Annotated in this window: 19 protein-coding genes, 1 tRNA gene and 1 pseudogene; 14 read left to right on the top strand and 7 right to left on the bottom strand. The window is 34.1% G+C overall.

What is annotated here, in order from left to right:
- The gene (locus EKL99_RS13170) at positions 1-744 is read left to right on the top strand and encodes a head GIN domain-containing protein (protein WP_126577111.1); all 744 of its coding nucleotides are present in this window, start codon (positions 1-3) and stop codon (positions 742-744) included.
- A gap of 41 nt (positions 745-785) precedes the next feature.
- A complete protein-coding gene (locus EKL99_RS13175) occupies positions 786-1,463 on the top strand; it encodes a LysE family translocator (protein ID WP_126452318.1) in 678 nt (225 codons plus the stop codon).
- 205 nt (positions 1,464-1,668) lie between these two features.
- Here EKL99_RS13175 and EKL99_RS13180 read toward each other — a convergent pair.
- Positions 1,669-1,739: transfer RNA gene (locus EKL99_RS13180), tRNA-Cys, on the bottom strand.
- Positions 1,740-1,821: 82 nt separating this feature from the next.
- Complete coding sequence (gene folB, locus EKL99_RS13185; RefSeq protein WP_126452316.1) at positions 1,822-2,181, bottom strand: dihydroneopterin aldolase; 360 nt, start codon at positions 2,179-2,181, stop codon at positions 1,822-1,824.
- Positions 2,182-2,306: 125 nt separating this feature from the next.
- Between folB and EKL99_RS13190 the strand changes: the two genes are divergently transcribed.
- From EKL99_RS13190 to EKL99_RS13205, 4 genes are all read left to right on the top strand, one after another.
- Positions 2,307-4,409 carry a glutamine--tRNA ligase/YqeY domain fusion protein gene (locus EKL99_RS13190; RefSeq protein ID WP_126563535.1) on the top strand — a complete coding sequence of 701 codons (2,103 nt, stop codon included), beginning with the start codon at positions 2,307-2,309 and terminating at the stop codon, positions 4,407-4,409.
- Between the two features lie 304 nt (positions 4,410-4,713).
- A complete protein-coding gene (locus EKL99_RS13195; RefSeq protein ID WP_126457756.1) occupies positions 4,714-5,043 on the top strand; it encodes a YtxH domain-containing protein in 330 nt (109 codons plus the stop codon).
- Positions 5,044-5,082: 39 nt separating this feature from the next.
- Complete coding sequence (locus tag EKL99_RS13200) at positions 5,083-5,433, top strand: competence protein (RefSeq protein WP_126452310.1); 351 nt, start codon at positions 5,083-5,085, stop codon at positions 5,431-5,433.
- A gap of 3 nt (positions 5,434-5,436) precedes the next feature.
- On the top strand, positions 5,437-5,688 hold the full coding sequence (locus tag EKL99_RS13205) for a DUF6327 family protein (protein ID WP_126457755.1): 252 nt from the start codon (positions 5,437-5,439) through the stop codon (positions 5,686-5,688).
- A gap of 31 nt (positions 5,689-5,719) precedes the next feature.
- On the opposite strand, the gene EKL99_RS13210 is transcribed toward EKL99_RS13205, so the two are convergent.
- Positions 5,720-6,706: an SPFH domain-containing protein gene (locus EKL99_RS13210; protein ID WP_126457754.1), complete on the bottom strand. Its 987-nt coding sequence runs from the start codon at positions 6,704-6,706 to the stop codon at positions 5,720-5,722.
- Between the two features lie 280 nt (positions 6,707-6,986).
- Between EKL99_RS13210 and EKL99_RS14725 the strand changes: the two genes are divergently transcribed.
- A complete protein-coding gene (locus EKL99_RS14725; protein ID WP_231507448.1) occupies positions 6,987-7,166 on the top strand; it encodes a hypothetical protein in 180 nt (59 codons plus the stop codon).
- A gap of 327 nt (positions 7,167-7,493) precedes the next feature.
- On the opposite strand, the gene gltX is transcribed toward EKL99_RS14725, so the two are convergent.
- Positions 7,494-8,999, bottom strand: coding sequence for a glutamate--tRNA ligase (gene gltX / locus EKL99_RS13220; protein ID WP_126577112.1), 1,506 nt, complete (start codon positions 8,997-8,999; stop codon positions 7,494-7,496).
- 308 nt (positions 9,000-9,307) lie between these two features.
- Here gltX and EKL99_RS13225 point away from each other — a divergent pair, with 308 nt between their 5' ends.
- From EKL99_RS13225 to EKL99_RS13250, 6 genes are all read left to right on the top strand, one after another.
- On the top strand, positions 9,308-12,610 hold the full coding sequence (locus EKL99_RS13225) for a hypothetical protein (protein WP_126577113.1): 3,303 nt from the start codon (positions 9,308-9,310) through the stop codon (positions 12,608-12,610).
- The gene (ybeY, locus tag EKL99_RS13230) at positions 12,607-13,014 is read left to right on the top strand and encodes an rRNA maturation RNase YbeY (RefSeq protein ID WP_126457751.1); all 408 of its coding nucleotides are present in this window, start codon (positions 12,607-12,609) and stop codon (positions 13,012-13,014) included. Before EKL99_RS13225 ends, ybeY begins: the two co-directional genes overlap by 4 nt.
- A gap of 153 nt (positions 13,015-13,167) precedes the next feature.
- Positions 13,168-15,039, top strand: coding sequence for a tRNA uridine-5-carboxymethylaminomethyl(34) synthesis enzyme MnmG (gene mnmG, locus EKL99_RS13235; RefSeq protein WP_126577114.1), 1,872 nt, complete (start codon positions 13,168-13,170; stop codon positions 15,037-15,039).
- 221 nt (positions 15,040-15,260) lie between these two features.
- The gene (locus EKL99_RS13240; RefSeq protein ID WP_126567807.1) at positions 15,261-16,109 is read left to right on the top strand and encodes a bifunctional 2-polyprenyl-6-hydroxyphenol methylase/3-demethylubiquinol 3-O-methyltransferase UbiG; all 849 of its coding nucleotides are present in this window, start codon (positions 15,261-15,263) and stop codon (positions 16,107-16,109) included.
- A 315-nt stretch (positions 16,110-16,424) separates the two neighbouring features.
- A complete protein-coding gene (locus EKL99_RS13245; protein WP_126553165.1) occupies positions 16,425-16,991 on the top strand; it encodes an OmpH family outer membrane protein in 567 nt (188 codons plus the stop codon).
- Positions 16,992-17,276: 285 nt separating this feature from the next.
- A complete protein-coding gene (locus tag EKL99_RS13250; RefSeq protein WP_126577115.1) occupies positions 17,277-19,544 on the top strand; it encodes a helix-turn-helix domain-containing protein in 2,268 nt (755 codons plus the stop codon).
- A 57-nt stretch (positions 19,545-19,601) separates the two neighbouring features.
- Here EKL99_RS13250 and EKL99_RS13255 read toward each other — a convergent pair whose 3' ends face one another.
- Positions 19,602-20,546 carry an SPOR domain-containing protein gene (locus EKL99_RS13255; protein WP_126457747.1) on the bottom strand — a complete coding sequence of 315 codons (945 nt, stop codon included), beginning with the start codon at positions 20,544-20,546 and terminating at the stop codon, positions 19,602-19,604.
- A 102-nt stretch (positions 20,547-20,648) separates the two neighbouring features.
- Here EKL99_RS13255 and dprA point away from each other — a divergent pair, with 102 nt between their 5' ends.
- Positions 20,649-21,749 (top strand): DNA-processing protein DprA, encoded by a 1,101-nt coding sequence (gene dprA / locus EKL99_RS13260; protein WP_126552819.1) that lies wholly within the window; start codon positions 20,649-20,651, stop codon positions 21,747-21,749.
- 47 nt (positions 21,750-21,796) lie between these two features.
- Here dprA and EKL99_RS13265 read toward each other — a convergent pair.
- Together EKL99_RS13265 and EKL99_RS13270 are read right to left on the bottom strand one after the other, a co-directional pair.
- Positions 21,797-21,934: pseudogene (locus tag EKL99_RS13265) on the bottom strand (tryptophan--tRNA ligase); the annotation flags it as partial.
- Positions 21,935-22,198: 264 nt separating this feature from the next.
- The gene (locus EKL99_RS13270) at positions 22,199-22,600 is read right to left on the bottom strand and encodes a hypothetical protein (protein WP_126552817.1); all 402 of its coding nucleotides are present in this window, start codon (positions 22,598-22,600) and stop codon (positions 22,199-22,201) included.
- Positions 22,601-22,606 lie beyond the last annotated feature (6 nt).

Consider the following 22,606-nt stretch of genomic DNA (forward strand, 5'->3'; position numbering starts at 1 on the left):
ATGAAATCAAAGATTCACGACACGAGTGCTAACGAACTGGCGAAGCAATACCAAAAAATAAATATTAGAAATAGGAGTAAAAAATTAGTGATTATTGCTTTTATATTTTTAAGTCAAATAACAAATGCTCAGATAACCAGAAATTTAGGAGATTTTGATGAAGTAAAAGTATTTGATAAAATCAGTGTTAAATTAATTGCAGCCTCAGAAAACAAAATTATTATAACTGGTGCTCGTGCAGATGAAGTGGAAACGGTGAATAAAAACGGTGAATTAAAAATCAGAATGCCTTTCCCTAAATTATTATCTGGAGATGATATTAAAGTTAAGTTATATTTTAAAACCTTGCAAAGTATTGCTGTAAGCGAGGGAAGTTATGTATCAAGTGACTCTGATTTTAAACAAACAGTATTAGATTTGAATGCAAAATCTGGAGGCGAAATAAAGTTAGAAATTGATGTTGATAAAGTAGAAGTGAAAGCGAATGCAGGAGGAATAGTTTCAGTATCCGGTAGAGCCAAAAATCAAGATGTTGTAATTACCTCGGGCGGAATTCTTAATGCTAAGGATTTAGAGACTTCTCAAACAACCATAAGTGTTGCTGCAGGAGGACAATCAGAAATTCATGCCACAATATTAGTGGATGCAAAAGTAAAAGCTGGAGGCTCAATTTTTATCTATGGAAAACCAAAACAGATTAACAAAAGTGTTTTCATTGGTGGTACTATCTTAGAGAAAAATTAGTATTTTAGTTTATTTTTCATACCAATAAATTTAGATATTTAATGATAAACGATATTCTAGCTGGTATTCCTTGGGGAATTTTCTTAAGTTTTATGATTGGCCCTGTTTTTTTTATTTTACTGGAAACAAGTATTATAAAAGGATTTAGAGCGGCTTTAATATTTGATTTAGGCGTAATTTTAGGAGATATTGTTTTCATCGGAATTGCTTATTTAGGCAGTTACCGGTTAATTCAAAGTTTAAAAGACCAACCAGCACTTTTTATTTTTGGAGGTGTGTTGATGCTCGCTTATGGTGTAATTTCTTTCCTGCAATTAAAAAAAGAAGAGAAAATAAATACAGACATTATCGATAAGGAAATAGTTAAAAAAAATTATTTAAGCCTTTTTATAAAAGGTTTTTTGTTAAATATTATCAATATAGGTGTACTTGGTTTTTGGTTGGCTATTATTATTTCAGTAGGACCAAAACTAGAAATGCAAACATTTAGAATGGTCACTTTTTTTATTGCAGTTATTGGAACCTATTTATTTATAGATTGTATCAAAATTGGATTAGCTAAACAATTAAAAACAAAACTTACCCCTAATAACATCCTTAAAATTAAAAAAGGAATCAGTATTGTAATGATGGTTTTTGGGATGGTTTTGATCACCCAAGGTTGGTTTCCGGAAGAAAAAGAATTGGTAAAAAAAGCATTTGATAAAATAGATAATTAAAGTCTATTACGTTTTTTTAAACCATTAAGAAATTAAGAAAAATTAAGTCTTAAGTCTTAATAAAATGTAGTTTCTTAATGGTAAAAATTTGAGTCAAAAAAAAACTAAAGTGTTTTAAAGGTTTTATATTTTATCCGGATTCGAATCCTAATTCTCCTAAAAATTAGACATAAAAAAAACCTCCAAATTGCTTTGAAGGTTTTAGAGGCATCGTCCGGATTCGAACCGGAGTAGGAGCTTTTGCAGAGCCCAGCCTAGCCACTCGGCCACGACGCCCTGTTGAATGGACGGCAAAAGTACTCAAAAAGTTTAAAGTTTAAAAGTTTAAAGTTTAAAAGTTTTAAAAAAAATTTTTAATTTAGCTTCTATATTCTTCCAATTCAATAGTAACTGCTTCAACATCACCACCAATAGGGGGGTTTAGTTTAGAAACCGCCACAATAATTCTGGAAATTTCCGGAATTTCTTCAAAGATTCGCGTTAAGATTCGGTGTGCCACATGTTCTAATAAGTCTGAACGAATCGCCATTTCTTCTACAACGATATGATTTAAGAGCACATAATCCACCGTGTCTTTCAAATCATCTGTGACACTGGATTTTCTCAAATCAGTCTTAACTTCTAAATTTACAATATAGTCTGACCCAATTTTTCCTTCCTCGATCAAGCAACCGTGGTAGGAGTAGGTGCGGATATTTTTAAGTTTTATAATTCCCATTATTTTATTTTTTTGTGTAAAGCGTATAATGTAAAGAGGAATCGCTAATTTTTCAAAGGTTTCTATGGAAACTTTAAACCTTTAACCTCAAACTTTTTTTATCTTTGCTAAAATAAAACAAAAAAATGTCAACTGAAGAAAAATCGCTCCATTTTATAGAACAAATCATTGAAGACAGTTTATCTAACGGTTTTCCTAAAGATAAATTACGTTTTCGTTTTCCGCCGGAGCCTAATGGCTATTTACATATTGGTCATGCTAAATCAATTTGCTTGAATTTTGGTTTAGGATTAAAGTACAATGCACCGGTTAACTTGCGTTTTGATGATACCAATCCTGCTAAAGAAGAGCAGGAATATGTAGACGCCATCAAAGAAGATTTAAAATGGTTGGGATTTAACTGGACCGAGGAATTGTATTCTTCTGATTATTTTCAGCAATTGTATGACTGGGCAATTTTGATGATTAAAAAGGGAAAAGCATATATAGACAGCCAATCCTCGGAAAAGATGGCATTGCAAAAAGGAACGCCAACACAAGCAGGTGTAGATGGGCCTTTCAGAAACCGTACTATAGAAGAAAATCTCATTTTATTTGAAGGAATGAAAAATGGAGATTTTCCGGAAGGAAGTCATGTTTTACGTGCGAAAATTGATATGGCATCTACTAATATGTTGATGCGAGATCCATTGATGTATCGTATTTTACACCGTCACCATCACAGGACAGGCAATCAATGGAATATTTATCCAATGTATGATTATGCACACGGAGAAAGCGATTATATCGAGCAAATTTCGCATTCTATTTGTACGCTTGAATTTGTAATGCACCGAGAATTATACAACTGGTTTTTAGACCAAATTTATGATGACTCAAAAGTACGACCACAACAATATGAATTTGCCCGTTTGAACTTGAACTACACGGTAATGAGCAAACGAAAACTGTTGCAATTAGTACAGGAAAATATTGTAAACGGTTGGGATGATCCTAGAATGCCAACAATTTCAGGATTGCGAAGAAGAGGATATACCGCAGCTTCTATTCGTAAGTTTTGTGATAGTATTGGTGTTGCCAAAAGAGAAAATATAATTGATTTTTCACTTTTGGAATTTTGCCTGCGTGAAGATTTGAATAAAACGGCTCCAAGAGTTATGGCGGTTTTAGATCCTATAAAATTAGTCATCACAAATTATCCGGATGACAAAGAAGAATGGCTTGATGCCGAAAACAATCAGGAAGATGAAAGTGCAGGATTTAGGAAAGTTCCTTTTTCAAGAGAATTATTTATTGAAAAAGAAGACTTTCTAGAAGAGGCTCCTGCCAAATTTTTCCGATTGAGTTTAGGCAGAGAAGTACGTCTTAAAAACGCCTATATTATTAAAGGGGAGCGTGTTGTAAAAGATGCTGCGGGTAATATTACTGAAATTCATGTAACGTATGATGAAGACAGCAGGAGCGGGAGCGGGAGCGAAGCCAGTCAACGAAAAGTGGCCGGAACCCTGCATTGGGTTTCTATACAACACGCTCTAGAGACGGAAGTTCGGCTCTACGATCGATTGTTTATCGATGAAGCGCCAGACAGTCATAAAGAGAAAAATTTCCTGGAATTTATGAATCCTGATTCGTTACAAATTGTAAAAGGATTTGTAGAACCAAGTTTGGCAACGGTACAATCTGGGGATAAATTTCAGTTTCAACGATTGGGTTACTTCAATGTGGATAAAGATTCAACTGAAGGCAAAATTGTCTTTAATAAAACCGTTGGATTAAAAGATGCTTGGGAAGAAAAGGGCAAAAAAGAAGAAAATTTATTGATGAACACGCAAAAAGAAATCAATAAATATGTAAAAGAAAAGGATGAAAACAATGCCAATTTGATTTTAAACAACATTGTGACTAATATAAAAAGTATAGATAATTACAGTTTAATTATTCAGACTATTGTCAAAAATATTAAGAATGATAATAACTCGTTATTGTTTTCTAATTTGATTTTACTGCATTCTGATAAGGTTAATATAAAAGATATTGATGAAGAGTCTTTAACAAAATTATATTCGATGTCATTGAAAAGCCAATTGGCAGCGGTTCGAATTTTAGTTATCGAAAACTTACAAAAGGACGGCGGTAATTTTAGTCTTTTTCAAACACAACTTTCAGAAATGAAAAATAATGAAAAAAACGATAAAGTGCTACAGGTATTAAATGATCTTACATTTTAAGAACATATTGCTAAAATAGTTTTACCAATCAAAAATCCTCTTTTTAGAGGATTTTTGATTGGTATAGTAATTTTTTATAGAAATACTATTTTTAATATTTTTATCTAATCGGAAACAACATCCATATATTGATTTTAAACGTCTTTTATAGCATAAACAACATCTTTTATAGAATTTAAAAAAACACACAAGAGCTTGCTTTTATTTGCTTTTGGTCTTGTATAATTACACTTTAACGAGTTGTTAACGGGTTGTTGTTTATAAATATGTATCTTTATAAAACGAACATATAAAAGTAAGAATCATGTCGAATAATACAGGAAATACAGTATTGGCTCTTTTAACAGGTGTAGCTATAGGTGCAGGAGTAGGAATTTTATTCGCTCCGGATAAAGGATCTAGAACTAGAGAAAAATTTAAAGATGGTTTTGAGGATGCTAAAAATGAATTAAAAAACAGATTTGATAGTGTATCTTTAGAATTGAAAGATAAGTTTTCGCTTGCTAAATACGATCTGGAAGGAACTTATGAGGAGCTAGTGTCTAATATGAGTCACAAGACGGATGATGTCATTTCTTTCTTAGAAGAAAAATTGGCGGAATTAAAATCTCAAAACGCCAAACTTCAAAAGTAATTTTGATTTAATTTAGTATTAAAATCTAAAAATAAGTACATGGCTTTTGAAGAACTAAAAGAAAACACAGAAAACATTCAAGAACAGGCTAAAGAATATTTGGAAGCTACCGCTGCTTATTATAAATTAAGAGGCTTTAAGCTTGCAATGAAATCAACGACAATGATCATAAAAATGTCTTTGATTTTACTTTGCTTTAGTATGGTTTTATTGTTTTGTTCTGTTGCGGCAGCATTTGCTATTGGAATAGCTTTAGATAGTTATGCCTATGGGTTTTTAATAGTTGGTGGAATTTATCTTGTACTGACAATGCTTTTATTTACTATTAAAGATAGAATTATTGAAGGACCCATTTTAGAGAAATTTTCAGAAATCTTTTTTAACGACTAATTTATGGAAACCAAAAAATATTCATCCTATGCTCAAATTGAAAGAGAACTGGAAATTTTAAGGATTGAAAAAGAAATCAGTTATCAAAAATTAGCGTATGGTTTTCAAAAAACAAAAGAGAGTTTAACCCCCTCAAATATTGTGAGTGGTGTCATAGGATCATCCTTAAATGCATTTTCAGGTTCGTACGGATCGCTATTGACCATTGCATTACCATTTGTGATCAAGTGGATAAAAAAAATAAAAAGAGGCTGATGAGCCTCTTTTTTTATGATTTGAATTTAAATTATTCTTCCGTTTCCGGAGCTTCTGGTTTTTCAGGTAATTGATAATCCGTTTTATTTTCTTTTTTAGGATTTGGTTTTCTATTACCTTTTTTCATCATTTCACCCACTTGATTGGAAGCGCTGAAAGAGGCAATCATGTTATTCAGCATGTCACTTCCTGCTTGAGGTGAATTGGGTAATAAAATTAAATTAGAATTAGAATCTGCTCCAATCGCTTGTAGCGTATCATAATGTTGTGTAACCACTATCAAAGCCGAAGCTTCTTGTGAGTTGATACCAACTCTGTTCAAAACATCTACACTCTCTACTAAACCTTTGGCAATTTCTCTTCTTTGGTTCGCAATACCTTGTCCTTGTAATCGTTTGCTTTCTGCTTCTGCTTCGGCTTTAGCTACAATTCTAATTCTGGAGGCTTCGGCTTCAAATCCTGCAACAGTTTTTTCTCTATCAGCTGCATTAATTCTGTTCATCGCATTTTTCACTTGAATATCCGGATCGATATCTGTTACCAATGTATTGATAATCGTATAACCATACGTAGTCATGGCTTCATTTAATTCTCTTTTTACAGCAATGGCGATATCGTCTTTTCTTTCAAAAACATCATCCAGTTTTAGCTTTGGAACTTCGGCACGAACCACATCAAACACATAAGATGTTATTTGATCGTGTGGATATTCCAGTTTATAAAAAGCATCATAAACGGTTTCTTTGATAACCATAAATTGAACCGAAACTTTTAGTTTCACAAAAACATTGTCTTTGGTTTTTGTTTCAATTATAACGTCTAATTGCTGTATTTTAAGATTAACGCGACCGGCAATTCGGTCTATTAAAGGAATTTTTAGATGTAAACCTGATTGTCTAATGTTTAAAAACCTTCCAAATCGTTCTACTACTGCAGCTGTTTGCTGTTTGACAGTAAAAAAAGAGGAAAGTAAAATAAAAAATCCAACTACTAAGAGTACTATTAATGGAATGTTCATAATGTTTTTTTTAGTTAAATAAATATCCGACAATTTACAAAAAATCTTTAGGTTTGTTCTTGTAAATTTTAAATAATATGAGAAAGATTTTGTTTGCTTTAGCTTGTGTTTTTATTTCAATAAGCACTTTTACCCAATACAAATACCGGGATTCCAATAGAGTAGGTATTATTTTTGGAGAGAATCAATTTACCTTTAACACAAATAATTTTAAACTAAATAAGGACTGGGTTGGAATGCAGAATTTTCTATTCGAGGAAATTTTTATAATAATTGGGATATGGTGTATGTAATTCAGTTTAGCGAAAATAATTTTTCTGTAGCAACAAACAGTTTGTCTTCAGTTAATGAAGATGTAAATTATAAATTAGCATCAGCTCAAGTGTCTTTACAAATGTGTTACAGGCTTATTGAAAATCATTTGAGTATTGAGTTTGGACCCGTGCTACACGGTAAATAGAAAATTAAATACAAATAACACGGAGAAAAACAATGTTATTTGCGGAATAACTTTATTAGCTAAAGATATTAGGGAAATTTCAAATTTTAATTGTTATCCAACTGTTAGAATCACTTTTGGCGTTCGTCATTTTAGAGCTAATATTTCTTATAAATATGGAGTCAATAATATGCTTTAAAAATGGAACAACAAGAATTTAGGAGTCAACTTCAAAGGAAATCCTGGAATACTAAACGGAAATATGATAATTTATTTGTAAAATTTTACTTGTGAATTGTATAAAATATAAAGCTTCTAGCCTTCAAAAGGCTAGAAGCTTTATTAGTTTTAAAGAGTAGCAATTGCTTTTTTAATTCTGTTAATCGTTTCGTCTTTTCCAAGTACTTCAACGATATCAAATAGGTGAGGGCCTTTTAGTGCGCCAACCAAACTCAAACGAAACGGTTGCATTACTTTTCCCATTCCAATTTCATTTTTTGTCATCCAATCTTTGACAATTGTTTCTGTGTTCATCGAAGTGAAATCGGTAATTTCCTCTATAACAGAAATTAATTCTTGCATCAATGCCGGAGTTTCTGCTTTCCAATTTTTGCTTGCTTTCTCATCATAGGCTGTTGGAGCCACAAAAAAGAAATCGCTCATTTCCCAAAATTCTGAAACGAAATCCGCACGTTCTTTGATTAAAGAAACCACTTTTGTTAGTACACTTTCATCAACTGAAAACCCTTTTTTAGACAAAATAGGAGTATAGGCTTTCGCCAAAGTTGCATCTTCCTGCTTGATTAAATACTGGTGATTGAACCATTTGTTTTTTTCTGGATCAAATTTAGCTCCAGCTTTATGAACTCTGTTCAAGTCAAATGCTTCCACTAATTCTTCCAGCGAGAATAATTCTTTTTCTGTTCCATCGTTCCAACCTAATAATGCTAAAAAGTTGATTACGGCTTCCGGGAAAAATCCTTTTTCCCTGTAACCCGATGAAATGCCTTCTGTAGTTTTCCAATCTAATGGAAATACAGGAAATCCCATTTTATCACCGTCACGCTTGGATAATTTTCCGTTCCCAACAGGTTTCATAATCAATGGTAAATGTGCAAATTCCGGTGCTTCCCAACCAAATGCTCTGTACAACAAAACGTGCAAAGGCATTGATGGTAACCATTCTTCACCGCGAATTACATGTGATGTTTCCATTAAATGATCATCCACAATATTAGCCAAATGGTACGTTGGCATTCCGTCGCTTTTGAACAATACTTTATCGTCTAAAAGATTCGTTTCAAATTTCACATCGCCACGAATTATGTCATTCAGATGCAAGGTTTCATTCACTGGAGTTTTAAAACGGATGACATAATGTTCTCCATCAGCAATTCTTTTAGCAGTTTCATCTGCAGAAATCACTAAGGAGGTATCTAGTTTCTCTCTGTTAGTATGATTGTAAATAAAAGTTTTCCCTTGATCTTCTTCTAATTTTCTTGCTGAATCCAATGCTTCGGCTGTATCAAAAGCATAATACGCATTTTCAGAATTGATTAATTCAGCAGCATATTGTTGGTACAATTCTTTTCTTTCGCTTTGACGGTATGGACCAAATTTTTCATTTTTACCAATAGTCTCATCGGGTGCAATTCCTAACCATTCTAGCGCTTCCATGATATATTCTTCGGCTCCGGGAACAAAACGATTTTGGTCCGTATCTTCAATTCTCAGGAAGAAGACACCATTGTTTTTTTTGGCAAACAAATAATTGAATAATGCGGTACGAACTCCGCCAATATGTAAAGGTCCCGTTGGACTTGGTGCAAAACGCACCCGAACTTGTCTAGACATTGCTGTATTTTTTTTGCAAAGATACAAATTCAAGTAGGCAAACACATCAGTTTTTAAAAGAACCGCAAATCCGCAAATTTATTTTTAGAAAAACTAAATTTTGTATTTTAGGATGTTAATTAGTGCAATTCTACATCAAGTGGTTTATTTAATATAGATTTTTTTATAAAAATTAGCGGATTAGCGGTAAAAACGTTGATTCTGTTTGCCAAGAGACTTCAATCTTTGATTCAGATATTTTGGAATTTGGATAATTGCCAGCATATAAATTATTACTTTTATTGGTTACAATAAACAAAGCATAAATTTTGGAAACTCAGCAATTTATTTATCTAAAATTAGAAGCTTTCATCAGGAAGTTTTATACCAACGAATTGATACGGGGAACTATTTTCTTTGTCGGTTTAGGATTGTTGTATTTCCTTTTTACGCTTTTTGTCGAATATTTTCTTTGGCTCAAGCCAATAGGAAGAACCATTTTATTTTGGACTTTCATTGGAGTAGAAGTCTATTTGCTGTTCCGTTTTATTTTGTTTCCCATTTTTAAATTATTCAAACTTCAAAAAGGAATCGATTACAATCAGGCTTCGGAAATTATTGGAAATCATTTTACGGAAGTGAGTGATAAGTTGACTAATTTCCTGCAATTGGCAGATTCGGATATTCATCAAAGTAAATCGGAGTTGTTAGCTGCTTCGATTGAACAAAAAGCCAATGCATTGCAACCAATCCCTTTTGGGAACGCCATAAATTATAATGTTAACAGGAAATATTTTCCTTTTGCTTTAATTCCAATTTTGTTATTTGCTTTCTTTTATTTTTCTGGAAACAGCAGCATGATTTCTCAAAGTTTGAATAGAGTAGTGCATTTCAATTCGGATTTTCTGCCACCGGCTCCTTTTAAATTTGTAGTTTTAAATTCGAATTTACAAACCGAGCAAGGAAAGGATTTTATCCTTCGCATTAAAACTGAAGGAAAGATAGCTCCGGAGAATGTAATGATTTTCATTGGTGATGAAAGTTATTTCATGGAATCTACTAAAACAGGAGAATTTCAATTTAAGATGGCAAAGCCTTCAGTAAATATTTTGTTTCACGTGGAGGGAAATGCGATTGCTTCGCAGGATTATGAATTGAAAGTGATAACCGTTCCTTTGATTGCTAATTTCGAAATGCAATTGAACTTTCCTTCATATTTGAATAAAAAAGCAGAAACTATAAATGGAACTGGAAATGCTGTTATTCCTGAAGGAACGCGTGTAACTTGGAAAATAGAAACTCAAGCGACCCAAAATATTGCGTGGATGAGCGGAATTTCCAAATCTTCTTTTTCGAAAACAGAAAACTCCTTTATTTTATCCAAAAATATACTTCAAAATACAGATTATCAAATATTTACTTCAAATGATAAGGTAAAAAACCACGAAAAACTCAATTATCAGCTTATAGTTATCAAAGATCAGTTCCCAACGATCAATGTGAACAATACACCGGACAGTTTGAAGATTGCTAAGAACTATGTTTTAGGCCAAATCACGGATGATTATGGTTTGTCTAGACTTCAGATTGTTTATTACGAAATAGAGAAACCACAAACCGCAAAACGTGGAACAATTGCTATTAAGAAAAGTTCTTTTGACCAATTCGTGTTTTCGTTTCCAAGTAATCTTCCGGTGGAGCAAGGGGTTTCTTATGAGTATTATTTTGAAGTTTTTGATAATGATGCGATTCACAATTTTAAAAGTACGAAGTCTTCGGTTTTCTCTAATCGTGTTTCCACAGATGAAGAAAAGGAAGATCAAATTTTGCAGCAGCAAAACGACAACATTAACAGTTTAGAGAAGTCTTTAAAAAACCAGGACAAGCAAATGGCCGATATAGAAAAGTTTCAAAAAACCGGAAAAGAGAAAGAAAATTTGGATTTCAAAGATCAGCAAAAAGTAAATGATTTTATCAAGCGTCAAATGAAACAGGATGAGATGATGAAAGAATTTACAAAAAAAATGAATGACAATTTGGAGCAATTCAAAACGGATAAAAAAGATGAATTAAAAGAAGTGCTTCAAAACCGAATGGACAAATCGGAAAAAGAATTGGAAAAAAACCAAAAGCTTTTAGACGAGTTGAAAGAACTTAACGATAAAATCCAGAATGAAGAGTTGTTGACCAAGTTGGATAATTTTAAACAAAACAGTAAATACCAGACTAAGAATTTAGAACAGTTGGTAGAGTTGACTAAGAGATTTTATGTTGAAAAGAAAGCGGAACAGTTAGGTGAAAAACTGGACAAGCTTTCTAAAAAACTAGACAAATTATCTGATGATGAAAATGAAAATAAACTGGATAAACAGGAAGATATTAATGCGGAGTTTGATAAAATTCAATTAGATTTAAATGATTTGGAAAAAGAAAATAAGGAATTAAAATCACCATTGGATTTACCAAAAGATGATGCTAAAGAAAAAAGTATTGATGATGATTTAAAGAAAGCTTCTGAGGAATTGAATAAAGATAAAAAGGATAAAGCTAAACCAAACCAAAAAAGTGCTTCAAAAAAGATGAAAGAGATGGCGCAAAAAATGGCGCAAACTTTGGATAAAGGAGATATGGAACAGTTGCAGGAAGATGTTGTCATGTTGCGACAAATCGTAGATAATTTATTAGCTTTTTCTTTGTCACAGGAAGATTTGATGAATCAGTTCAAAAGGCATAAATCAGGGTCTCCAGCGTTCAATAAAAACATAAAAATTCAACAGGATTTAAAGCAACAGTTCAAGCATGTTGACGATAGTTTATTTGCGATGTCCTTGCGTAATCCTAAAATTGCGGAGGATATTACCAAAGAAATTGGTTATGTAGTTTACAACGTCGACAAATCGTTATCCAGTTTAACCGACGCTCAAGTTCCAAAAGGTTTGTCTCACCAACAATATTCGATTTCATCGGCTAACAAACTAGCAGATTTTCTCAGTGACATGCTTTACAATATGCAAATGCAAATGTCAGGAATGGGTTCTGGGAAACCGAAGCTAGGTCAAGGACAAGGAATGCAATTGCCGGATATTATTAAAAAACAAGAAGGTCTTGGCGAGAAAATGAAAGACGGAATTAAGAAAGGAGATAAGTATGGGGACGGTCCAAAAGGGCAAAATGGTAAACAAGGAAATCAAGGAAAACCGGGACAAAAGGGTGAGGGTGGAGAAGGTGATGCACAAGCTATAATGGAAATTTACAAAGAACAAAAGCAATTAAGGGAAGCATTGCAAAACGAATTAAATAAACAAGGATTGGTTGGTAATGGACAAAGCGCTTTGGAACAAATGAAGCAAATTGAAAAGCAATTATTAAACAAAGGTTTTAAGAACGAAACGCTTCAAAAGATATTGAATGTGAAACAGGAATTGTTGAAATTAAATTCCGCTATTCAGCAACAAGGTGAAGAAAACAAACGCCAATCCGAAACCAATAAAAAGGAGTTTAAAAACCCATCTTATGTGCTTCCGGCAGCTTTATTAGATTATTTGAATAGCATAGAAATATTAAATAGACAATCCTTACCTTTACGCTCGAATTTTAATCAAAAAGTTCAAGAATATTTTAATAATAAATGATCAATTTTAATTACGAAACCGACTTTAATTTAGACAACGAAGAAGCTGTTGTAGCTTGGTTGGAAAATGTTATTACTTCAGAAAACAAGAAAGAAGGAGAGATTAATTACATCTTTTGTGATGATGAGTATCTACATAAAATCAATGTAGAATATTTGAATCATGATACCCTAACAGATATAATTAGTTTTGATTATTCTATGGGTAATGAGTTGCACGGTGACATTTTTGTTTCTGTCGAAAGAGTGAAAGACAATGCCGCTGATTTCAATGTCTCTTTTGAGCAAGAATTAAAGCGCGTTTTAGTTCACGGAATTTTACATTACTGTGGCTACAAAGACAAAGGAGAGTCGGAGGAGCTTTTAATGCGTAGTAAAGAAGATGAAAAAATCGCTATGTTTTAGGTGAAATAATAGTGTTTTCTTTATTTTAATCTAAAGTGTTTCACGTGGAACATTTAGTTTAGATTTGAAAATTGAGTATATAATGTTTCACGTGGAACAATAAAATAGATTTCAAAATCACAATCCTTAATACGGATTAAATTATAAAAGAAGATGTTTTTAAATGAATATGATGTGATAGTTGTGGGCGCAGGACACGCCGGTTCTGAGGCTGCTGCCGCTGCTGCAAATCTTGGTTCTAAAACCTTACTGGTAACAATGAGTTTGCAGAATATTGCCCAAATGTCATGCAACCCAGCGATGGGTGGAATTGCTAAAGGACAAATTGTACGCGAGATTGATGCGCTTGGGGGGTACTCTGGAATTGTTTCGGATAGAACTGCAATCCAGTTCAAGATGCTGAACAAATCCAAAGGCCCTGCAATGTGGTCTCCGCGTGTTCAAAGTGATCGAATGCGTTTTGCCGAGGAGTGGAGAATGATGCTTGAAGGAACTCCAAATCTTGACTTTTATCAGGAAATGGTGAAAGGTTTGATTATTGAAAACGGAAAAATAAAAGGAATCCGAACTTCGCTAGGAGTAGAGATTCGGTCTAAGTCGGTTGTGTTGACTAATGGAACTTTCCTGAATGGATTGATTCATATTGGCGAAAAACAATTTGGTGGTGGAAGAGCAGGCGAGAGTGCTGCACATGGAATTACTGAAGATTTAGTTGCTGCTGGGTTTCAATCAGGACGAATGAAAACAGGAACGCCTCCAAGAGTTGATGGACGATCTTTGGATTATTCAAAAATGAATGAAGAAAAAGGAGATGCGAAGCCGGATAAATTCTCCTATTCGGATGTGACCTCACCGTTGATTCATCAAAAATCGTGTCATATGACCTATACCTCTCTTGAAGTTCACGATATCTTGAGAGAAGGGTTTGATCGTTCGCCAATGTTTAACGGTAGAATAAAAAGTCTTGGGCCAAGATATTGTCCGTCGATTGAAGATAAAATTAATCGTTTTGCGGATAAAGAAAGACATCAACTGTTTGTAGAACCTGAAGGATGGAATACTTGTGAAGTTTATGTGAATGGATTTTCAACGTCGCTTCCTGAGGATATTCAATTCAAGGCATTGAGTTCTGTTGTAGGATTTGAAAAAGTAAAATTCTTTCGTCCGGGATATGCAATTGAATATGATTATTTCCCGCCGACACAATTGAAGCATACTTTGGAAACAAAACTTATTGAAGGATTGTATTTCGCTGGTCAAATAAACGGAACTACAGGATATGAAGAAGCAGCTTCTCAAGGACTGATGGCCGGAATAAATGCGCATTTGAAAGTGCATGAAAAAGCACCCTTAATTTTAAAAAGAGACGAAGCCTATATCGGAGTTTTAATTGATGATTTAATTACGAAAGGAACTGAAGAACCATACAGAATGTTTACGTCTCGAGCAGAATATAGAACGCTGTTGCGTCAGGACAATGCCGATTTTAGGTTAACTCCCATGTCACATGAAATAGGTTTAGCCTCAGAAGCACGTTTGCGCAGAATGGAACACAAACTAAATGAATCCGAAAAAATGGTGGCTTTCTTCAAAGAAACGAGTGTTTCGGTTGCGGAAGCAAATCCTGTTTTAGAAGCAAAAGAGACGGCGCTGATTTCGCAAGGGGATAAGATGTTCAAAGTGTTTTCTCGTCCGCAAATTGATTTAGAGGACATGATGAAATTCGAGAAAGTAGTAGCTTATGTTGCCGCCAATGATGTGGATCAAGAAATTTTAGAACAAGCCGAAATCCAAGTGAAATATTCTGGTTACATAGAAAAAGAAAGAAATAATGCTGATAAGTTACTTCGTTTAGAAGATGTTAAAATCCCTGAAAATTTTGATTATAATAAAATTAAGTCCATGTCAATTGAGGCCAAACAAAAACTAAGCAAGATTCGTCCTGTTACCATTTCGCAAGCATCAAGAATCAGCGGTGTGTCACCAAGTGATGTTTCGGTGTTGTTGATTTATATGGGACGTTAGGAAGTGATCAGTATTCAGTTTATAGTGATCAGTTTAATTGTCGATTTATACTGAATACCGCCTCTGAACACGGAACACTAAAATTTGTTCCACGTGAAACTACGCTGTGAAGCCTTGGAATTATTAAAGAATCATAAAAATAAATAATTCAGCCCTGAAAGCATTCGTATGTGTTTTCAGGGTTTTGTTTAAAATTAAAAATATAAAAGCACTATTAATTAATGAACATTTCAAACCAACAGCCTTTTTTAACCGTTAAAGATTATTCTGTTTCTCAGGAGGTTTTTAACTTGTATCATGACGCCAAATTAGATATGCTGATTACGTCTCCACAACCCAGTTTAGAAAATTTAGGGAAGTATTATGAAAGTGTGGATTACATTTCCCATACAGACGGTAAGCGATCCTTGTTTGAAAAAGCGTATCATTTTGTAAAAAGCATCGCGCTAAAAAACAAACTGAATTTAATCAATTCATTGCAATCCAACAAAGGGAGTATTTTAGATATAGGTGCCGGAACAGGGGATTTTTTATATGTTGCCAAAGAAAACGGTTGGCATACCATAGGAGTAGAGCCAAGTGAAAAAGCAAAAGCAATTGCCAAAAAGAAAGGCGTTTCATTTGTTGGCGAAACCAGTGAGTTAGACAATCATTCTTTTGAAGTCATTTCGATGTGGCATGTTTTGGAGCACGTTCCTAATTTGGAAAACCAAATCAAAGAACTCAAACGATTATTAAAACCTAATGGAACTTTAATTATTGCTGTTCCAAATTTTAAATCCTTCGATGCAAAACATTACGGAACGTTTTGGGCCGCTTATGATGTGCCAATTCATTTTTGGCATTTTTCTAAAACGGCTATAAAAATGCTTTTCGAGAAAGAAGAAATGAAATTGGTACAAGTGCTTCCCATGAAATTTGATTCGTTTTATGTTGCTTTGCTTTCGGAAAAATACAAAACCGGAAAAATGAATTATATAAAAGCCTTTTTTGTTGGATTGCAATCAAATTGGGAAGCGAAGAAGAATTCTGAGTATTCCTCACACATTTACATCCTAAAAAACATCTAAAAATCATTTTAAGTGTATTTAAGCGTGTTTTTTAATGAAATCGAGGTGATCATCGGATTTTTAAACTAATTCGTTTATTTAGAAGATATGAAGCTCGGTTTTAATAGTCATAGATTATGCATTTGTGAATCACAATAATAAAATCTTATATCATAAAAAAGTAGCATTTTTCAAACTTTATGTCAATACTATCTATTTTTTTATATTTTTGTCACCAATACTCAAAACTAGAAATTCATCAAAATGAAATCAAAGATTCACGACACGAGCGTTAGCGAACTGGCAACGCAATACCAAAAAATAAATATTAAAAACATGAGTAAAAAAGCATTAGTAATTATCGCATTATCAATTTCAATTGTTGCTTGTAACAAACCAGCAGAAGTTAAGGAAGTGAAAACTGCTTACGTAGATACTTCTGAATTAATGAAGGAATATACAGAGGCCAAAGATCTTGAAGCAAAATACAAGACAAAAGCAGAAGAAAAAGGAAGACAGCTAGAGGCTGAAATTAATCGATTCAAGCAAGAAGCAGCAGGTTTCCAAGCTCAGGCACAAGCTAACGGGCAGGCTTGGGCACAACAAAAAGGAGCTGAACTGCAAAAAAAAGAACAACAATTGAGCTACGCACAACAAGCGTTGTCTCAGGAATTGCAGCAAGAAAGCGGAAAAGAAATGGATTCTCTGGTGAGTGGTGTGAAAAAATTTATTAAATCCTACGGTAAGGAAAAAGGATATGCCTACATCTATGGAACCGGTGACGCTGCCTCAATTTTATACGCAGAAGATAAATTTGATATCACAAAAGAAATTATCAAAGCCTTGAACGATAAATATAAAGCTCCTGCAAAAACGGAAGAAACAGCAGCGGCTAAAAAATAAATTTTTACTATTAATTCAAAAGATTGCCTTCGTCTATAGTTAGATTGAAGGCTTTTTTTTTTGAAGCCATACCCGGTTATCCGCTATAAACGTAGTTCACTGAACTCCAATTGAAATAAAAGTATAGTGAAGTAATCTCTCGTGTAGCAAGTGTTTTTTCTAAATTTCGAGGATTTTCGCTGCTATCTGGGCTAAAAAACAGTCGAATTATAATCGTAAATATTTTCCAATTATTCCAATAGTGTTTTTAATTTTCAATACTTTAGCTTTATATATACACGCCTAATGCAAACCATTTCAGAAGCCGCCGCTTATACAATACGATTCATCAATCAAACTCATCGATCCATTTTCCTGACCGGTAAAGCAGGAACGGGAAAAACCACACTTTTACGGGAAATTATCCAAACCACGCACAAAAATACCGTTGTGGTGGCGCCAACAGGAATTGCCGCGTTAAATGCAGGAGGCGTTACGATTCACTCCATGTTTCAGTTGCCGTTTGGAGGATTTATTCCAGATAATTCATCACCTCAATTTTCCGAAAGTACTAAATTTGAAACCAAAGCTACCTTGCGCAGGCATTTCAAAATGAGTGGTTTGAAGAAATCGGTGATTCGCAATATGGAATTATTGATTATCGATGAAGTCAGTATGCTTCGTGCGGATTTGCTGGATGCGATGGATTATATGATGCAAACAGTACGCAAGCGCAACACTGCTTTTGGAGGTGTTCAAGTCTTATATATTGGTGATTTGTTGCAGTTGCCGCCGGTCATTCGGGACGAAGAATGGCGTACGCTGAAAACCTATTACAAAGGAAAATTCTTTTTTCATTCGCACGTCGTGCAACAAAATCCGCCTTTATACATTGAATTGTCCAAGATTTTTCGCCAGACTGACGATACATTTATTTCGGTTTTGAATAACCTGCGCAACAATGAGATTTCACAGCAGGACATTCAAACCTTAAACCAATATGTAAAACCCGATTTCGATTTAAAAGCAAATAAAGGATACATCACATTAACCACGCACAACAACAAAGCCGATACGATGAACGCGCAGGCTTTACAAGATCTGGAGGGAAAGCTGGTGGTTTATAAACCGGAGATTACCGGAGATTTTCCGGATAAGATATTTCCCGTGGAACAACAATTGCAGTTAAAAGTGGGCGCGCAAATCATGTTTGTAAAAAATGATTTATCCTTTGATAAACACTATTTCAACGGAAAAATGGGCGTTATCAAATCCCTTTCGAGTAAAGAAATTCTGGTTCATTTTCCGGAAGAAAATAAAACTATAGAAGTTGAAAGATATGAATGGCAAAACATTCGATACAAAGTAGACGAAACCACTAAAGAAATTGATGAAGAGGTTTTGGGAACTTTTGTGCACTATCCCATCAAATTAGCATGGGCGATTACGGTGCATAAAAGCCAGGGACTAACCTTTGATAAAGCAGCACTTGATGTTTCGCAAGTTTTTCTACCCGGACAGGCTTATGTGGCATTATCTCGTTTGCGCTCACTAGAAGGGCTTATTTTGCTATCTCCGTTGCGTATGAATGGCATTTCAAACGATCAGGATGTCATGGATTACTCATTAAACAAAGCTTCGGATTCGTTTTTAGAGAATGCCTTGCATTTTGAAACCAAAAATTTCATCCATAACTATCTGACAAACACCTTTGATTGGAACGATTTGGCTCAGGAATGGCGCAATCATAAATTCAGTTATAACGAAAAATCAGAAATTTCAGAGAAATCCAAACACGCTGTTTGGGCCAAAAAGCAAACAGAAATCATTGAACAGCTTTTAGATCCATCCAAAAAATTCATTTCGCAGTTGAATACCCTTTTTGGTCAGGAAACGGTCGATTTGAATCACGTATCGGAACGCATTCAAGCCGCTTTCAGTTATTTCCTAAAACCAATGGACGAGCTGGTTTTTGAAATTCTTTGGAAAATTGAAGAAGTAAAGCGCATCAAAAAAGTAAAAACGTTTTATGATGAATTAATCGTGCTAGAAGAATTGCAAACCAAAGCCGTTTTACGCTTAATGAAGGCCAAATTATTGATAGAAACCGTTGTGGCAGGAGAAGCCATTTCGAAAGAAAAATTGACCTCTTCAGAAATAAAAAATTACATCATCCGCAAGACAGAAGCCATACAAAATCAATTCAAGGAATTAAATATAACCTTGATTGCCGATGATAAAGACATAGAGCGTTATACTTCGAAAAAAGCAAAAACAACGGTACCTAAAAAAACAACGGTGCAGGAAACCTATGAATTGTGGGTCGAAAAGAAATCAATTGCGGATATTGCAACTATCAGAGTGCTGACCAAACAAACGATTTACACCCATTTTGTAAAGCTGATACAAACCAAAGCAGTTTCAATTTCAGAGGTTTTATCGGAGGATAAAATGCAGGATTTAGCAGCTGCTTTTGCAGGATATAAAGAAGAATCACTGAATGCGTTGATGGAGAAATACGGTCATAAATTTTCTTGGGAAGAAGCGAGAATGTACAAAGCGAGTTTGAATTAAATAATAAGAAAGTATTAAAACTAAAAAACCCTATTCGGTACGAATAGGGTTTTTGTTTTATAGTGACTGAATTAATATCCAAGCTTCTGGATTGTGCTTTTCATTGATTTCTTTTTTTGCTTTTTCTGCTTCAGCAAATGTGGCGTAACTGCCATACAAAACCGGAAAATAACCGTTTCGGTTAGGAGCGATTCGCTTGGCATCATATCCTAAGCGATTTAAAATCCGCAGTGTTTTATCCGCATTTTTTTCTTCCCTGTACACTCCGGCCATAATGTGATACGGCATTTTTGCTTCGATAGTCGATTTTACGGATAGTGTAACAGCAGGAACCGGACTTTCGATGAAGAATGTGGCTTGCTGAATTTTATTTTGAACTTGTTTTTGAACGGCAGTTTCTACAAGAATCGTTTCTGAGGCAATTTGATTTTGATACATTGGATAACCAACACTTCCCGCAAGTCCTAATCCTAACACAAAAATAGCGGCGTATTTTAAATATGGATTCGCTGTTCTGGTTTCAGGAACCATAGTGATGGTTGCTTTTTCTTCAATTGCTTCTACTTCTTTTTCGAAGATTGCTCTTTTTACAAGTGGTGAAACAAAGGGAGCCAACCCAAAAGAGCTGGTTAAGTAATTCGTTTGGTCGTATGGAGTGAAAACTATATTTTTATCCGCGTTCAAATGAAGATCACCTACATTTTTGATAGAAAAAAGTTCGTTTTCTTCTAATGTTTTTTTCCAAGTAAAAACTTCATATTGAATGGCACTAACGGCATATTCATAAGACGTTTTCTCTGCTAAAGCGATATGATTGGCTAATAAACCATCATTGTTTTTCAAATTAGCATTGAAAGCGATCATTTTTTTGGGAGGAGAAAACGAGTTCGTGCTTTCGTTCCGTTTAGCCGATTGAATTTCGGTCAAAAAAGCTCCGAAACCCGGAACGGTTACACATTGATAACGGTATAAAAGCTGCGCGATGTATAGTTCGATTTTCATACTCACAAAGTTATACAACGAAAACAGGTATCAAAATTTTATTTACAATTTTTATTAACAATCCGCATAAAAATTTATACATTTCACCCTCAAATAATTAGCATGAAAGAGCAGGATTTATTTTATTTATTGGCATTGCAAAGAATAGAGGGCGTGGGCGACATCATAGCCAAAAAACTGCTTACCCATTTTGGAACAGCAGAAGCGGTTTTTAATACAAAAGCATCGCAACTCGCTGCTATTGATGGAGTAGGATCTGTTTTGCTGAAAAATTTAAAAGATAAATCAGTTTTCGAAAAAGCGACTCAGGAACTGGAGTTTATAAAAGCAAATGAAATCAATGCGGTTTATTTTCAGGACGAAGAATATCCAGATCGGTTGAAACATTGTATTGACGGACCACTTTTATTATTCACATCTGGAAATATCAATTTAAAAAACAGAAGAATAATCAGCATTGTAGGAACGCGCCAAATTACCTCGTACGGTACTGAATTTTGTAGAAAACTGATCGAAGATTTGGCTCCACTCGATCCTATAATCGTAAGTGGTTTTGCCTACGGTGTCGATATTGTGGCGCATCAATTGGCAATGGAAAATAACCTACAAACCATTGGTGTTGTTGCTCATGGTTTAAACCAAATTTACCCGAAAACCCATAAAAAATATGTTGCTAAAGTCGAGCAAAACGGTGGTTTTATGACTGAGTTTTGGAGTTCCTCCAATCCGGATAAAGAAAATTTCGTGCGAAGAAACAGGATCGTTGCAGGAATGTCTGAAGCGACCATTGTAATTGAATCTGCCGATAGAGGCGGATCGTTAATCACTGCAAACATGGCGAATGATTACAATCGTGATGTTTTTGCGGTTCCGGGACGTGTTACAGATAAGTATAGCCAAGGCTGCAACAACCTCATAAAGACTCAAAAAGCAAATGTATTGACTAGTGCCGCCGATTTGGTTTATATTTTGAATTGGGATATTCAGAAGGAATCCAAACCCGTACAAAAACAATTATTTGTAAGCTTAGAGGAAGACGAGCAAAAAGTTTACGATTACCTGGTAAAAACTGGAAAAGAATTAATGGATATCATTGCTCTGCGTTGTGATTTTCCTATTTATAAAATTTCGGGAATGCTGTTGAATATGGAATTGAAAGGCGTGATACGACCTTTGCCGGGGAAATTGTTTGAGGCGATTTGATTTAATCCTATCAGGGTTCCAAACCCTGATAGGATTGTAATTATTTTTTACACTTCAAATCCTAGTTTTTCTCTTACTCTTGCCAAAACAATATTGGTAACTACTGCTGCTTTTTGAGCACCAATTTTCAATAAAGCATCTACTTCATTAAGATTATTGATGTAGTAATTGTATTTTTCTCTCTTATGTTGTCTACATACTTTGTGGGCACGGATTGCAAATCCGCCTATCGGGGTTATTGAGGTAGTAATTGTATTTTTCTCTCTCACGTTGTCTACATACTTTGTGGGCACGGATTGCAAATCCGCGCTATCGGGGTTAAATAGCGTGATGCAGTTAGCAAGATCCAGAGCAAGAGGTTATAGAAATCCAGATAATTTTATAAAAATGGTGTATTATTTAGGCAATGCCTAAAAATACAATTCCACTAATTTAGGCGAAGAGCCATATTAATTTAGTGAGATTAAAATTGTATTAGATTTACGTTGATTAAAATTTCCAGATGTAATATCAATTTTAATGTTTTTTTTATCCTCGTATACTTTTACAATATTTATATTGATAAAATTCTCCAATAAATATAATTTGCAAATTGGCAGTTCTCCAAATTCGCATTTTGATAAATACAAATTATTGGAAACTTCACCTGATTCTGCATTTTTTGCGCTTCCTACCTCGTTTTTAGTGATAACGATATTGATTAAATTATCAGTTAAAGCGTAAGATTTAAAATAACTTATATTTCCAATTAAATTATTTAATTCTAAATTGTTTACTTCTTTAGCTTCAAAGTTTTGAGATTTACAACTTAAAGCTGTTATAATAAATAATAGTAAAATAATGTTTTTCATAATTAT

Source organism: Flavobacterium sp. ZB4P23, from assembly GCF_003970375.1.
GTDB lineage: Bacteria > Bacteroidota > Bacteroidia > Flavobacteriales > Flavobacteriaceae > Flavobacterium.